Source organism: Microbacterium schleiferi, assembly GCF_020781975.1.
In the GTDB taxonomy this organism is placed as follows: Bacteria; Actinomycetota; Actinomycetes; order Actinomycetales; family Microbacteriaceae; genus Microbacterium.
In genome coordinates this window covers 16,714-30,008 of record NZ_JAJGNI010000014.1, presented here as the reverse complement: position 1 = coordinate 30,008, position 13,295 = coordinate 16,714, and the positions used below count along the sequence as shown (strand labels likewise).

General features: G+C 66.6%; 12 protein-coding genes. 10 read left to right on the top strand and 2 right to left on the bottom strand.

Annotated elements, in window-relative coordinates; genetic code table 11:
- Positions 1 to 9: 9 nt before the first annotated feature.
- From LL236_RS13880 to ccsB, 4 genes are all read left to right on the top strand, one after another.
- Complete coding sequence (locus LL236_RS13880) at positions 10 to 954, top strand: cytochrome c oxidase assembly protein (RefSeq protein ID WP_374198037.1); 945 nt, start codon at positions 10 to 12, stop codon at positions 952 to 954.
- Complete coding sequence (gene lnt, locus LL236_RS13875) at positions 954 to 2,567, top strand: apolipoprotein N-acyltransferase (protein WP_228179425.1); 1,614 nt, start codon at positions 954 to 956, stop codon at positions 2,565 to 2,567. Before LL236_RS13880 ends, lnt begins: the two co-directional genes overlap by 1 nt.
- 191 nt (positions 2,568 to 2,758) lie before the next feature.
- On the top strand, positions 2,759 to 3,466 hold the full coding sequence (locus LL236_RS13870) for a M23 family metallopeptidase (RefSeq protein WP_228179424.1): 708 nt from the start codon (positions 2,759 to 2,761) through the stop codon (positions 3,464 to 3,466).
- Between the two features lie 34 nt (positions 3,467 to 3,500).
- On the top strand, positions 3,501 to 4,535 hold the full coding sequence (gene ccsB, locus LL236_RS13865; RefSeq protein ID WP_228179423.1) for a c-type cytochrome biogenesis protein CcsB: 1,035 nt from the start codon (positions 3,501 to 3,503) through the stop codon (positions 4,533 to 4,535).
- Between the two features lie 40 nt (positions 4,536 to 4,575).
- On the opposite strand, the gene LL236_RS13860 is transcribed toward ccsB, so the two are convergent.
- Complete coding sequence (locus tag LL236_RS13860) at positions 4,576 to 6,609, bottom strand: heavy metal translocating P-type ATPase (protein ID WP_228179422.1); 2,034 nt, start codon at positions 6,607 to 6,609, stop codon at positions 4,576 to 4,578.
- 80 nt (positions 6,610 to 6,689) lie between these two features.
- Here LL236_RS13860 and LL236_RS13855 point away from each other — a divergent pair, with 80 nt between their 5' ends.
- Both LL236_RS13855 and LL236_RS13850 read left to right on the top strand, forming a co-directional pair.
- The gene (locus tag LL236_RS13855) at positions 6,690 to 7,031 is read left to right on the top strand and encodes an ArsR/SmtB family transcription factor (protein ID WP_228179421.1); all 342 of its coding nucleotides are present in this window, start codon (positions 6,690 to 6,692) and stop codon (positions 7,029 to 7,031) included.
- Between the two features lie 465 nt (positions 7,032 to 7,496).
- Positions 7,497 to 9,008 (top strand): MATE family efflux transporter, encoded by a 1,512-nt coding sequence (locus tag LL236_RS13850; protein WP_228179420.1) that lies wholly within the window; start codon positions 7,497 to 7,499, stop codon positions 9,006 to 9,008.
- Between the two features lie 26 nt (positions 9,009 to 9,034).
- Here the strand turns inward: LL236_RS13850 and LL236_RS13845 are convergent, their stop codons facing one another.
- Complete coding sequence (locus tag LL236_RS13845) at positions 9,035 to 9,871, bottom strand: formate/nitrite transporter family protein (protein ID WP_228179419.1); 837 nt, start codon at positions 9,869 to 9,871, stop codon at positions 9,035 to 9,037.
- A 243-nt stretch (positions 9,872 to 10,114) separates the two neighbouring features.
- Here LL236_RS13845 and LL236_RS13840 point away from each other — a divergent pair, with 243 nt between their 5' ends.
- From LL236_RS13840 to LL236_RS13825, 4 genes are all read left to right on the top strand, one after another.
- Entirely contained in the window at positions 10,115 to 11,170 is a 1,056-nt protein-coding gene (locus LL236_RS13840; RefSeq protein ID WP_228179418.1) for a TerC family protein, read from the top strand.
- 94 nt (positions 11,171 to 11,264) lie between these two features.
- Complete coding sequence (locus LL236_RS13835; protein WP_228179417.1) at positions 11,265 to 12,554, top strand: hemolysin family protein; 1,290 nt, start codon at positions 11,265 to 11,267, stop codon at positions 12,552 to 12,554.
- A gap of 31 nt (positions 12,555 to 12,585) precedes the next feature.
- Positions 12,586 to 12,813 carry a hypothetical protein gene (locus LL236_RS13830; protein WP_228179416.1) on the top strand — a complete coding sequence of 76 codons (228 nt, stop codon included), beginning with the start codon at positions 12,586 to 12,588 and terminating at the stop codon, positions 12,811 to 12,813.
- Positions 12,810 to 13,250, top strand: a complete 441-nt coding sequence (locus LL236_RS13825) for a TA system VapC family ribonuclease toxin (protein WP_228179415.1) — start codon at positions 12,810 to 12,812, stop codon at positions 13,248 to 13,250. The genes LL236_RS13830 and LL236_RS13825 overlap by 4 nt, the downstream gene beginning before the upstream one ends.
- The last annotated feature ends 45 nt before the right edge of the window (positions 13,251 to 13,295 follow it).

The window sequence follows — 13,295 nt, the reverse complement described above, 5'->3', positions numbered from 1 at the left end:
AGACATGACATCGTGAACGACTGGATCCCTGGCACGCCGCCGACTTTGCTCAGCTTGCTCAGCCCCGCGCCGTTGCCGTTCCCGCTGCTGCCGCTGGTCGCCGCCGTGCTTGCTGCCGCCTACCTCGCCGGCGCGATCCGACTGTGGATCGGCCGGCGGCGGTGGCCGGTGTGGCGCACGGTCAGCTTCTTGCTCGGTTGCGTTGCTCTGGCTGCGGTCACCGGTCTGGGTGTGGAGGCATATGGGTACGCACTGTTCTCGGTGTTCATGTTTCAGCAGCTGACCCTCATGATGGCCATCCCCCCGCTGCTGGTGCTCGGATCCCCGGGCACACTCCTGCTTCGAGCCACACCCCACCACGGGCTCGGCCGGCTCATGCTCCGCATAGCACACGCGGGACTGCGCAGCCGCGTCGCGCGGTGGGCACTGAGCCCCTGGGTGGCGCTTCCGCTGTACCTGTTCGCGTTCTACGGGCTGTACCTCGCCGATGCCGCCGACCGCATCCTCCAAGCACCCGGGGGACACGTGGGCCTCGAGGTCGGGTTCCTGGTGGCCGGGATCCTGTTCACCATCCCGGTGCTCTCCGCCGACCCACTGCCGGTGCGACTCAGCCATGGCGGTCGCGCGCTGGACGTGTTCGCCGAGGCCGCCCTGCATGCGTTCTTCGGGGTGTTCCTGATGGTGGCGACCACTCTGCTCGTCGACGCGTTCGCCGCGCCCACGCTGGCGCTGGGCATCGATCCGATCGAGGACCAGCGTCTCGCCGGCGGCCTGGCCTGGTCATACGGAGAAGCGCCGACCCTGCTGATGCTGATCTTCGTCATGCACCGCTGGTTCCGCGATGACACCGCCCGGGATGCCGCTGCCGCCCGCTACGCCGACACCCATGGCGACCCCGAACTCGACGCCTACAACGCCTACCTCGACACGCTTCGTCAAAAGGACAGCAGCTGATGGCCACGACCACTCTCGCCACCGCGTTTCCGCCGGAAACGACCACCGCGCCCCCTCTGGGTCGCACGGCACGGCTGCCATTGTGGGCAGCGATTGCGGTGGCTGGCGCTGGCGGGTTCGTGCTGGATCTGGCCACTCCGGCGATCGGGTGGTGGCCGTTGGCGCTGGTGGCAGTCACGATGTCGCTGGTTAGCCTGATCGGCCGCAGCGCCCTCACCGCATTCCTCGTCGGCACGGTTTTCGGCGTCGTGTTCTTCTTCACCCATCTGGTCTGGGTCGGGCAGTTCCTTGGCCCGGTGCCCTGGGTGGCTCTCGCCAGCCTGCAGGCCGTGCTGTTCGGTGCCGGGGCCATCCCGATCACCCTCGCCTACCGGTGGACGGAGCGGTATCGATCGCGTGGGGCTGTGCAGCTGATCGCCGTGCCGCTGCTGATCGGCGGGCTCTGGGCCACGCGTGAAGTCGTGATGGGGTCGTGGCCCTACGGTGGATTCCCCTGGCTGCGGATTGGTATGACACAGGTCGATGGCCCCCTGGTTCAGGCCGTCTCATGGACCGGAGTGACGGGACTGAGTCTGCTGATCGTGGCCCTGTGCGCGGGCATTCTGCAATGGGTTCGCGCGGGCGGCATTCGGTTCTTGCGCGGGATCATCCCCGCCGCGATCCTTACACTCGTCCTCGTCGGAACCCCGCAATTTCCCACCACTGACGCTGGGACGCTTCGGGTCGGGTGGGTTCAGGGCAATGGCCCCGCCGGCTACTTCGACACCAAGGCGCCCGGCGAAATGCTCGACGTGCAGGCAGCCGCCTCCCGACCGCTGCTCGGACAGCAGATGGACCTGCTGGTGTGGCCGGAAGGCAGCGTGGATGCTGACCCCCTGCGGACACCCACGGTCGCGACTCGGCTGGACCGTGTCGTGGCCGAGGCGGGGGCGCCACTGCTGATGAACGCGGCCACCACCCGCGGTGCGGACGTGTTCAACACGTCGCTGCTGTGGACAGCCGATGTCGATGCCCGCCAGTGGCACGACAAGGTGAACCCGGTTCCGTTCGGCGAATACGTACCCGACCGTTGGCTGTATGAACGCATCGCCCCGGACCTCGTCGGGCTGATCCAGCGGGAGTACACCCCCGGCAGCAACCCGCCGATCGTCACCGTGAACGACGTCGGCGTCGGGCTGGCGATCTGCTTTGACGTCATCTACGACCAGGTGATCTGGGACGGTGCCCGCGCCGGCGCGGAACTCTACGTGTTCCAGACCAACAACGCCGACTTCCGAGGGACCGACGAGAACCTGCAACAGCTCGCCTTCGCGAGAATGCGCGCCATCGAAACCGGCCGGACTGTGGTCAACGTCTCCACCGTGGGCACCAGCGAAGTCATCGCGCCCGGCGGCGGCACGACCGACAGCGTCGGCGTCGACACCACGGCCGCGGAGATCAGCACGATTCCATTGCGCACCGGGCTCACCGCAGCCGTGTTCATCGGGCCGTGGCTGACCGGGTTGGTCCCCGTCCTCGCGGCCATCACCCTCATCGGGCTCGGGATCCAGGACCGCGTCCGGCCCCTCATCCCGCGTAAGCACGCCGAACCACGGAGGTCGACACCGCTATGAGAGCACCAAGACCCGTCGCGGAGGCCTGGTCCAGCCCGCCAGGTGGAGAACCGTCGAGCGACCAGCCTCGCGCGTTCCCCACACGTCGCAGTCTCCGGCAAGAAGGCTCCCCGTCGCGCACGATCGTGGACCCCACCCCGCGGCCGGCCGTCGCGGCAGCGCCATCGCGCGGTCCCCGGACGATCCATCCGGTGCGGAGACTGACTGCGCTCGCTATTGTCAGCGGACTGATCACGACCGTGGCGTTGCCCGCATACGGCGCCTGGCGGTCTACAGACCCCCTGCCACCGACAATGCAGCGGGTCGCCTCGGAAGACGCGCAGTCTCTCATCGTGGCGTCCGACGCGACGCAGACACAGCTCACGCGCGACAGCTACTCGGCTACGACCCCGGAGGAGATCGACCGGAGGGAGGCGGCGGAGGCCGCCGCGTCTCGTGCTCGCGCTTCGGAGCGCGTGGCGTTGGTGCCGTTCGACTACAGCATGGTCACCCCCGGCAGCGGCATCGTGCGGTGGCCGGTAGGCGGCCCGTTCACCGTGACCGACCGGTTCGGCGACCGCGGCGGTGCGCATATGGGCACCGACATGGCCGCCGCCGGTGGCACCCCGGTCTACGCGTCCCTAGGCGGTGTCGTCAGCGTCTCGCAGGATGGCTATGGCGCCTACGGCGTCACCGTCATGATCGAGTCCGTCCTGAACGGTCAGCGCGTCCGCACCGTCTACCCACATATGCAGACCGGGAGCCGACTGGTCTCTGTCGGCCAGACCGTCACTGCCGGTCAGACGGTCGGACTGGTCGGAACCACGGGACGCTCCACCGGCAACCATCTGCACTTCGAGGTGTACATCGACGAAACCGCCGTCGACTCACTGATCTGGCTGCAAGCGAACGCCGGCTGAGGCCCAAACCCCTGACAAAGAAGGCCCCCACATCATGACCGGATCATCTGCGCTCACGCTCGATGGCATCTCACTGTTGCTGGTCTGGACCGCGATCGCCACCTACGTCCTCGCGTTCATCGCGTACACCATCGACCTCGCTCGTCGCTCCGTTCCCGTTGCCGTGCCGCTGAGGGACTTTGCCGTGCCGCTGAGGGACTCGGCGCTGGTCGGAGCAGCGACGGCACCCGCGGTCACAGATGCCTGGCAGGAACGGCGCCCGGTGAGCCCGGAGCCGGCACGTTCTCAACCGAGGCCGCTGTGGGCACGGCTCGGAACGGCGCTGACAATGCTCGGTTTCCTGTTCCACCTGGCCGGCACAGTCCTGCGAGGGATCGCGGCCGGACGGGTGCCGTGGGCCAACATGTACGAGTTCGCGCTCACCGGAACCGTCCTGATCGTCGCGGTGTACCTGCTTGTGTTGCGCCGCTACGACCTCCGCTTCCTCGGCGCGTTCCTCATCGGGATGGTGGTGCTGCTGCTGGGTGGCGCCACCATCACCTTCTACGTCGACGTCGTCCCACTCATGGACCCGCTCAAAAGTGTGTGGCTGGTCATCCACGTCTTCGTCGCATCCCTTGCCACCGCACTGTTCGCGATCGCCTGCGGCCTGTCGGTCACCCAGCTCCTGCAAGCCCGCCGCGAACGCCTCACGGCAGCCGCCCCTGCGGATGGCGCGCCACACAGCGGACCGCGGGTCCTGGCCACGCTGCCGCCCTCGGGAGCGCTCGAGTCTCTCGCGTACCGGTTCGTGATCGTCGGTTTCGTGTTCTGGACTTTCACACTGGTTGCCGGCGCGATCTGGGCCAATGACTCCTGGGGAAGGTACTGGGGGTTCGACACCAAGGAGGTCTGGACCTTCGTGATCTGGGTGCTCTATGCCGGCTACATCCATGCCCGCGCCACACGGGGGTGGCGAGGTGCCCGCTCCGCGTGGCTGTGCATCGTCGGTTTCCTCGCGGTGCTCTTCAACTTCACGGTCGTCAACATGTTCTTCAAAGGACTTCACGCCTACTCCGGCCTGAGCTGACCCCAGGCGCACCGCACGGGTCGAGCGCTCGACCCGCAGGTCACAGGGCGGGCTTGTCCTCGTGGTCGATGCCGTGGTGTTCCTTACCGCGCTCGAAGGCGAGGAGCCGGAGGGCGTTGCCGACCACGATCAGGGTGGATCCCTCGTGGATGAGGACGACGGCGCCGATGTTCAGGCCGACGAAGGTGGCGATGATGAGGAAGACGACGACGGCGAGGCTGGCGATCAGGTTCTGGCGGATGATCCGGCTGGTGGCACGGCTGAGCCGCACGGCGAACGGCACGCGCCCGAGGTCGTCGCTCATCAGGGCGATGTCGCAGGTCTCGAGCGCGACGGTGGAGCCGGCGGCGCCCATCGCGATGCCGATATCGGCGCGCGCCATCGCTGGGGCGTCGTTCACCCCGTCGCCGACCATGGCGATCGGGCGGTGGGACTGGGCGAGGCGGGTGATCTCGGCGACCTTGTCCTCGGGCAGCAGCTCTCCGATGGCCGTGTCGACTCCGACTTCACGCCCGACGGCGTCAGCGACCCGCTGATTGTCGCCCGAGATCATCACGAGCCGCCCGACGTTCGTGCCGCGCAGCGCGGCGAGCACCTGGGCCGACTCCGCGCGGGAGGCGTCCATGACGCCGACGAGACCGAGGAACCGGTCGCCGCGCCGCACGATCATCAGCGTCTGCCCGGAGTCGCGGGCATGTCCGTACGCCGCGTCGAGCGCAGGAGGGAGGGTGATCTGCTGCTCGTCGAACATGCGGAGGTTGCCGACCTCCACCGTCTCACCGTCGATTGTGGCGCGCACACCGCGGCCGATCACCGCGTTCAGATCTGTGGCGTCGACCCGCTCGGACTCGGAGACGCGGTCGGCGAGATCGCGGACGATCGCTGTGGCAAGAGGGTGATCGCTGAGGGCTTCGACCGCGACCAGTGTCGGGATCAGCAGCGCTCCGTCGTCGCCGTCGACCGGGATGACGGAGGTGACGCGGGGAAGGCCCCAGGTGAGCGTGCCGGTCTTGTCGAATGCCATCGCCTTGACCCGGCCGAGGGTCTCCAGGGGCGCGCCTCCCTTGACGAGCACGCCCGCGCGAGCGGCGCGGGCAACCCCCGCGAGTACGGCTGCGGGGGTGGCGATCGCGAGAGCGCAGGGACTTGCGGCGACGAGCACGGTCATCGAGAGATAGAACGCGTCGCTGAACTGCTGCCCGAACCCGAACATCGCCACCAGCAAGGTGGCCGCGACGCCGATGATCACGGCGGGCACGTACCAGCGCTGGAACCGGTCGATGAACTGCTGGGTCGGGGATGTGGCCTGGTCGGCGGTCCGGACGAGCTCGACGACTTTGCTCAGGGTCGAGTCGGCCGCCGTGGCGGTGACCTCGACCTCGAGCACTCCTGATCCGTTGACGGTTCCTGCGAAGACTCGGTTTGCGGCCGGCAGGGTGTCTATGGTGCGCATCGCACGCTCGGGATCGGTGACGGGTTCCTTCTCCACGGGGATGGACTCGCCGGTGACCGCCGACTGGTCGACGGCAGAGACGCCCGAGATCACGAAGCCGTCCGAGGGGATTCGTGAGTTCGGGCGAATCACGATGATGTCCGCGACCGCGATCTGCTCGACCGGCACCTCCACCGGCTCCCCGCCGTCGCGGCGGACCAGCGCCGTGCGAGGAGCGAGCTCCGCGAGGGCCTCGATGGACTTGCTCGCCCGGCTCAGGGCGTACTCTTCCAGGGCGTGTCCCAGGCTGAACAGGAACAGCAGCACCGCTCCCTCGGCCCATTTTCCGATCAGTGCGGCGCCGATCGCGGCCACGAGCATGAGGAAATCGACCTCGAACTTGCCTCGCAACGTCGAGGTGATCGCCGACCGGAAGGTGAAGAACCCGCCGAAGAAGTAGGTGGCGAGGAAGAACGCCAGCGGCATCCCGAGCAAGGGCATCCCCAACGCGAACTCCGTGATCATCCCGGCCGTGTACGTCACGCCGGACGCGATCGCAAACCACAGCTCCCACCGTGTCGAGCCATGCGCATGCTCATGTGCGTCTGTGGAAGGTGCTGCAGTTCGAGAGGTGCCTGTCATGCGTTCACCATACATCACAACATCATGATATGTTGTAAATGTGTATGATTATCGTATTCGGCGGGGGCAGAATGGTGTCCATGACTGATGAGATCCTGCACGAAGCGGATGGCGTGCTATCAGTTGCGGACGCCGAGCGACTTTCGGAGATCATGCAGGCTCTCGCCTCACCCGTGCGATTGCGTATCCTGAGCGTGCTGCGCGCCCGGCCGAGCACAGTCACCGAGCTCAGCGAAGAACTGGGGTCGGGACAGACCACCGTATCCAACCACCTGCGGCTGCTGCGACACCTCAGCCTCGTGGAGGGAAGCCGGGACGGACGCCACGTGCACTACGTGTTGTACGACGAGCATGTTGCAGAACTTCTGGATGAGGCCGTGGGCCATTTGTCTCACCTCGCCTCCGAATCCAAACGGGGTTAGCGGGGCGGGTTCAGAATCCGTGCATAGGCAACGGCCGGATTGGCTATCAGTGGCACGACATGGAAAGGAACCCGGTGAGCGCGAGCGGTTCACGTCGATCCGACCGGCGGAAGTGGACATCTGCTGAATACGCCTACGTGGCCTTGGGATTGAACGGCCTTTGTCTGCTGATCTTGTTCTCGAACCTGCTCGCAGGAAACTCCTGGTGGCAGGTCGCAGTTCCGCTTGCCGCGGTGTGTCTCGTTCTCGGTGCCGTGTCAGGGTTCCAGACGAGGCGATTGAGGATGAGAGAGCGTCAGGGACGTGACTGAGACCTAGGAAGGCCTGGCCTCCGGTTGCAGGAGTTCGCCGCCGTGCGAACCGCCGGACCTCCCTTCCAGTGTGTCGAATCGATTCGATACACTGGATCGTGGTGCCCTCAACGACACCGTCTTCCCATCTTCGACGCACGACTCGAGGGCACGAATGGCGCGCAGCCTGATCACCGGACACCCCTGGCGGGTGATCCTTCTGTTCTCCGTACCGTTGCTGATCGGCAACGTCGTGCAGCAGCTCTACCAGTTTGTGGACGCGATCGTTGTCGGGCGCCAGCTCGGCGTTGACGCGCTCGCGGCGGTCGGGGCGACGGGCAGCCTGCTGTTCCTCTTGCTCGGCTTTGCGTGGGGCATGACGACGGGGTTCGCGATCCCGACGGCGCAGGCGTTCGGCGCGCACGACGGCGCTGCAGTGCGCCGGTCCGTAGCTGTCGGGACGGTGCTCACGGCGGCAGCATCCGTTGTCCTGACCGTTGTCGCACCACTAGTCGCCGAACCGCTCCTCGTGCTGATGCAGACGCCCCCCGCTCTGATTCCGCAAGCAACGGTGTTCGCGCAGGTGAGCTTCCTCGGGTCGGGCGCGATCATGTTCTTCAACTACCTCTCGGCGATTATCCGGGCGATCGGCGATTCCCGCACGCCCCTGGTGTTCCTGAGCATCGCGTGCGCGCTCAACGTCGCCTTCGTCATCGTCACCGTCGGACCCCTCCAGTGGGGAGTCGCCGGAGCCGCGGCATCCACCGTCATCGCCCAGGCTCTCTCAGTGATCTGGTGCCTGGACTACGTGCGCCGGCGGGCTCCTGCTCTGCATGTGCACCGCGCCGACTGGCGACTTCGCCGCGCGGAGGTGCTCAACCACCTGCGGCTCGGTTTGCCGATGGGCTTCCAGGCGTCGATCATCGCGATCGGCACCCTGACGGTGCAGGTGCGCCTGAACGAGCTGGGCACCGCCGAAGTCGCCGCCTACACCGCTGCCTCGCGGGTCGATGGCCTCGCGGTGGCTCTTCTCCAGTCGCTAGGTCTCGCCGTGTCGATGTACGTCGCCCAGAACTTCGGCGCTCGGCGACCGGATCGCATCCTACGCGGCGTCAGGCAATCTCTGGTGATCTCGACGATCGCGTCTGTCGTGCTCGGCGTCGCGCTCGTCGCCTTCGGGAGGCAGATCATCGAGCTCTTCGTGGGCCGCGGGGTCGAGAACGTCGTCTCGATGGCCGCCACGATGCTCGTCGTCAACGCCTTCAGCTATGCCGCGCTCGGCATCCTGTTCGTGCTCCGCGGCGCCTTGCAGGGCCTGGGCCACGCCCTGATCCCGACCATCACGGGGATCGTCGAACTCGCGATGCGCGTGGGCGCAGCTATCGTGCTGGGCGCGATGTTCGGGTTCATCGGCATCGTCTGGAGCAACCCGCTCGCCTGGATCGGTGCCACGCTCGTGCTCGTGCCCGCGTACCTTTACGCACGGCGCGCACTCCTGCGGATGCCGGTCTCGCCGCTCGCACCGACCCCGACCACGCCCATCCCGATCGTCGGACCGACAAACGGATCACTGGCGGTTGATGCGATCGTGACTGCTCCTGTCCCGGTCGTCGTCCCCGAGCAGCGTCGGCGGCTGCTCGGGCGTCTTCCCTCGATACGCCCGCGTCGTCGGCGGATGCGTCGTTGACCACCGCTCGTAACTAGCGCCAGGTGCTAAGCGCGGCCGGCGTTCTTGCGCCGCCGGAGCTCGAATAGCTCGCCGGTCCGCACGATGCGCAGGAGCGTGACGAGCAAGACGCCGCCAGCCAGGTTCAGGAGGAGAACCGGCAGGAACCAGAGCAGCCAGTCGAGGTACGTGATCGGTGCTCCGCTGATGATCGCTCCGAAGGCGAACAGCGAGTCGAGGATCGAGTGGAACAGCTGAAAGCCGGCGAGGACGAAGCCGCCTGCCACGGCCGCCGCGATCTTCGCGGGCACGGATTCGGTGCCCGTCTGCATCCGCGTCATAAGAGTGATGACGGCACCGCCGAGAATTGCGAGGGCCGCAAACTCGAGGGTGAGAGGCGCCTCGATGAAGTGTTCGGCGGTCTCGGCGAGGACCGGGTGCCAGTCAGGAAAGGCGAGAACGATGATCGCCATGATCAGCCAGCCGCCGAGCAGATTGGATAGCAGCGTGCCTCCCCAGAGCTTGGCCAGGTCGAGCCATGTGCCTTCCCGCGCCACGAGCGCGGCGATCGGCAGCAGGAAGTTCTCGGTGAACAGCTCGCTGTGGGCGAGCAGGAGCGCGATCAGACCGATGCTGAATCCGAGGCCCGCGAGAAGCTGATCACCCGTCTGGTACAGGATGCCGAGGTAGACCAGCACCCCGATGCCGACTTCGACACCGCCCAGAAAGCCCGTGACCAGAGTCGCGCGAAGGGTACGGTGGAGCCGCTCGGCACCCTCGCCGACGACCTCTTCAAACTCGATCTCGATCTCTTCCTCGACGGCCTCGTCATTGGGGCCGTCCTGGCGCCGCTGCTCTGCCCGTGCTTCGCGCGAATCGCTCATCGTGCCATCCTCGCAGCCGGGAGCGCCATCGGGGCGGCTACGTCGAAAACCCCAGCTCCCAGCCCCTTCCCAGAGACAGGAACTGCGATTCCGGTATCGTCGCGCGTAACCAAGGGGAGTACTCCACCACGGTCGGCTCGTCATTACGGACGCTCTCGCGTCCCGGGTCACCGGTTCTCGGCGACGGGGATGGAGAAGACCTTGGCGTAGATCTGATCATCAACGCCAAGGCAGGAGTCCCTTGTGAACGTCACCCTGACGGTCTGGCTCATCACGATCGCGGTCACGATCGCGTTCTTCGTGTACGAGTTCTACGCGCACGTCCGCAAGCCCCACGAGCCGACCCTGGGCGAATCCGCCCGATGGTCGGCCTTCTACATCGGCCTCGCGCTGCTGTTCGGCGTCGGAATCGGGCTCGTCTCGGGGTGGGACTTCGGCGGCGAGTACTTCGCCGGCTACCTCACCGAGAAGGCCCTGTCGATCGACAACCTGTTCGTCTTCCTCATCGTCATGACGGGGTTTGCGGTGCCGAAGATCTACCAGCAGAAAGTGCTGATGATCGGCATCGTCATCGCGCTCATCATGCGCGGGATCTTCATCGCGGTGGGCGCCGCGCTCATCGAGAACTTCTCGTGGATCTTCTGGGTCTTCGGCGCGCTGCTCCTGTACCTGGCCTACCGCCAAGCGTTCACCCACGGTGAGTCCGACCCAGCCAATGGCCGGTTCATGCGCTTCATGCGACGCATCCTGCCCGTGAGCAACGAGTACAACGGCGACAGGCTGACGGTGAAGAAGGACGGACGCCGCTTCGTCACCCCGATGCTGCTCGTCATCATCGCCATCGGGTTCATCGACCTCATCTTCGCCGTCGACTCGATTCCCGCGATCTATGGGCTCACGCAAGAGGCCTACATCGTCTTCACCGCGAACGCCTTTGCCCTGATGGGTCTGCGCCAGCTCTACTTCCTGATCGGCGGTCTCCTCGAGCGCCTGGTCTACCTCGCCCAGGGGCTCGCGGTCATCCTCGCCTTCATCGGCGTCAAGCTCCTCATCCACGCGCTCCACAAGAACGAGCTGCCGTTCCTGAACGGTGGCGAGCCGATCACGGTGATCCCGGAAATCCCGATCTGGATCTCGCTGTTGTTCATCGCGGGCACGATCGCTGTGGCCACGGTCGCGAGCCTCGCGAAGACCCGCAAGGACCGTCGCGCCAGCGCTATCGCCGAGAAGGCGGACGATGCGGATGCCGCAGCCGACGCGATCTCCGAGGCGCGCAGCGACGCCCGGGACCGCTCGTGAACGCATCCGGCACCGACGCGCTCGGCGATAGACCCGGCGCCCGGGTGACCCTGGGCGGCAAGAACAAGACCGCGCGCGACGGGGTGACCCGCTGATGGCCGACCTGTGGTGGAACATCGCCCTGGTCGTGGTGTTCGTGCTCATCGGCGGCGTGTTCGCCGCGACCGAGATGGCGCTTGTAACTCTGCGCGAGAGCCAGCTCAACGCGATCGCCGCACGCGGGCGCCGCGGCGCGAAGGTCGCCGCGCTCGCACGGAACCCGAACACGTTCCTCTCCGCGGTCCAGATCGGCGTGACGGTCGCCGGCTTCGCCTCGGCCGCGTATGGCGCGGCATCCATCGCCCCCTCGGTGACGCCGCTGCTTACCCGTCTTGGTCTTGCGGAGCCGGTCGCGGCGACCATGGCGACGATCGGGCTGACGCTGGTGATCGCATACCTCTCGCTCGTGCTCGGGGAACTCGTTCCCAAGCGCCTCGCGATCCAGCGCAACGCACAGTTCGCCTATGCCGTCGCTCCCGTGCTCGACGGGTTCGCGGTGCTGATGCGACCGGTCATCTGGCTGCTGTCGGTGTCGACGAACGCGCTGGTGCGGCTTCTCGGCGGCGACCCGAACAAGACAGCCGACGAGCTCAGCGATGAGGAGATCCGTGACATCGTCACGTCCCATCAAGGCCTGCCCGAGGATGAGCGCCGCATCCTGGATGACGTGCTGTCGTTGCGTGGCCGGCAGGTGAGCGAGGTCATGCGGCCGCGACCCGAGGTCGTGGCTCTGGATGACGGCATCACGGTGGCTGAGGCCGTGGAGCGCATCCGCGACCTGCCCTACTCCCGCTACCCCGTCGCCGACACCTCCATCGACGACATCGTCGGCTTCGTGCACGTGCGCGACCTGTTCGATGCCGCCAGCGACGACGCCGGTAAGCCCGTTGCGCGTCTCGTGCGCGACATCCCGTACGTACCCGCTACCGCTCGAGTCCTGCCGACACTCACGAGCCTGCGTGCCCGCGGGCACCACATCGCGGTCGTCGTCGACGAGTACGGCGGAACCGACGGCATCGTGACTTTGGAAGACCTTGTCGAAGAGGTCGTGGGTGAGATCTTCGACGAGTACGACACCGCCGAGACCGTGGTGGTCGGAAGCGACACGATCGACGGCCGGTTGAACCTTCAGGAGTTCGAGGAGCGCACCGGAATCGAGTTGCCTCGCGGAAGCTCAGACACGATCGCCGGATATGTCATCGAGCAGCTCGGCCGCCTCGCCGTCGTGGGCGACACCGTCGACATCCCCGGCGCCACGCTTCAGGTCACGTCGCTGGATCGACGCAGGATTGCGACGGTCCGACTTCTTGCCCGCGCCGAGGATGAAGCTGGGCAAGTGCGTTGACGACGGATGCGTGATGCGTGATGCTTGATGCATGCGGACGACCCTCACGATCGACGACGACGTTCTCGCCGCGGCGAAGCAGTTCGCCGACGCCCGGGGAATCACGCTCGGAGAGGCGGTTTCGCAGCTCGCTCGCGCCACTTTGACCGAACGCCGGCGCTTCGACAAGCGCAACGGCATCGTTCTGCTGCCGACCACGCCTGCGGCGGGTCGCGCGACCCTTGACGATGTCAACGCACTGCGAGATGACAACCAGTGACGCGCCATCTGCTGGACGTCAACGCGATCATCGCTCTGATCGACCCGTTGCACGTCCATCACGAACGCGCGCACGCCTGGTTCGCCGCGCGAGTGGTGCGGGACGGCGACGGCGCGTGGCACACGTGCCCGATCGTGCAGAACGGCGTCGTGCGGGTGGTCAGTCACCCGAAGTATCCGAACACTCAGCCGGTTCCTGTCGTGCTCGCGAGCCTCGCGAGCCTGACCGCGCGAGAGGACCACGTCTTTCTCGCTGATTCGGTGAGCCTGCTCGACACGTCGATTCACACCGAGCGACTGCTCGCCAGCTCACAGGTAACGGATACCTACCTGCTGCACCTCGCTGCGTCCCACGACGCGCTGCTGGCCACCTTCGACACCCGCCTCGTGACGGCCGCGGTTCCGGGCGGCAAGGCAGTGCTGTGCCCGATACCCTGACTCCCGTCGCCCGCATCGTCGCGTCGGCACTGTCTTGAGAGGTTC

Bases quoted from the DNA above. Each gene is read 5' to 3' on its own strand.
- LL236_RS13845 (WP_228179419.1), bottom strand. From the start codon at position 9,871: ATGAGCGATTCGCGCGAAGCACGGGCAGAGCAGCGGCGCCAGGACGGC.
- LL236_RS13830 (WP_228179416.1), top strand. From the start codon at position 12,586: ATGCGGACGACCCTCACGATCGACGACGACGTTCTCGCCGCGGCGAAG.
- LL236_RS13835 (WP_228179417.1), top strand. From the start codon at position 11,265: ATGGCCGACCTGTGGTGGAACATCGCCCTGGTCGTGGTGTTCGTGCTC.
- lnt (WP_228179425.1), top strand. From the start codon at position 954: ATGGCCACGACCACTCTCGCCACCGCGTTTCCGCCGGAAACGACCACC.
- LL236_RS13860 (WP_228179422.1), bottom strand. From the start codon at position 6,609: ATGACAGGCACCTCTCGAACTGCAGCACCTTCCACAGACGCACATGAG.
- LL236_RS13855 (WP_228179421.1), top strand. From the start codon at position 6,690: ATGACTGATGAGATCCTGCACGAAGCGGATGGCGTGCTATCAGTTGCG.
- ccsB (WP_228179423.1), top strand. From the start codon at position 3,501: ATGACCGGATCATCTGCGCTCACGCTCGATGGCATCTCACTGTTGCTG.
- LL236_RS13850 (WP_228179420.1), top strand. From the start codon at position 7,497: ATGGCGCGCAGCCTGATCACCGGACACCCCTGGCGGGTGATCCTTCTG.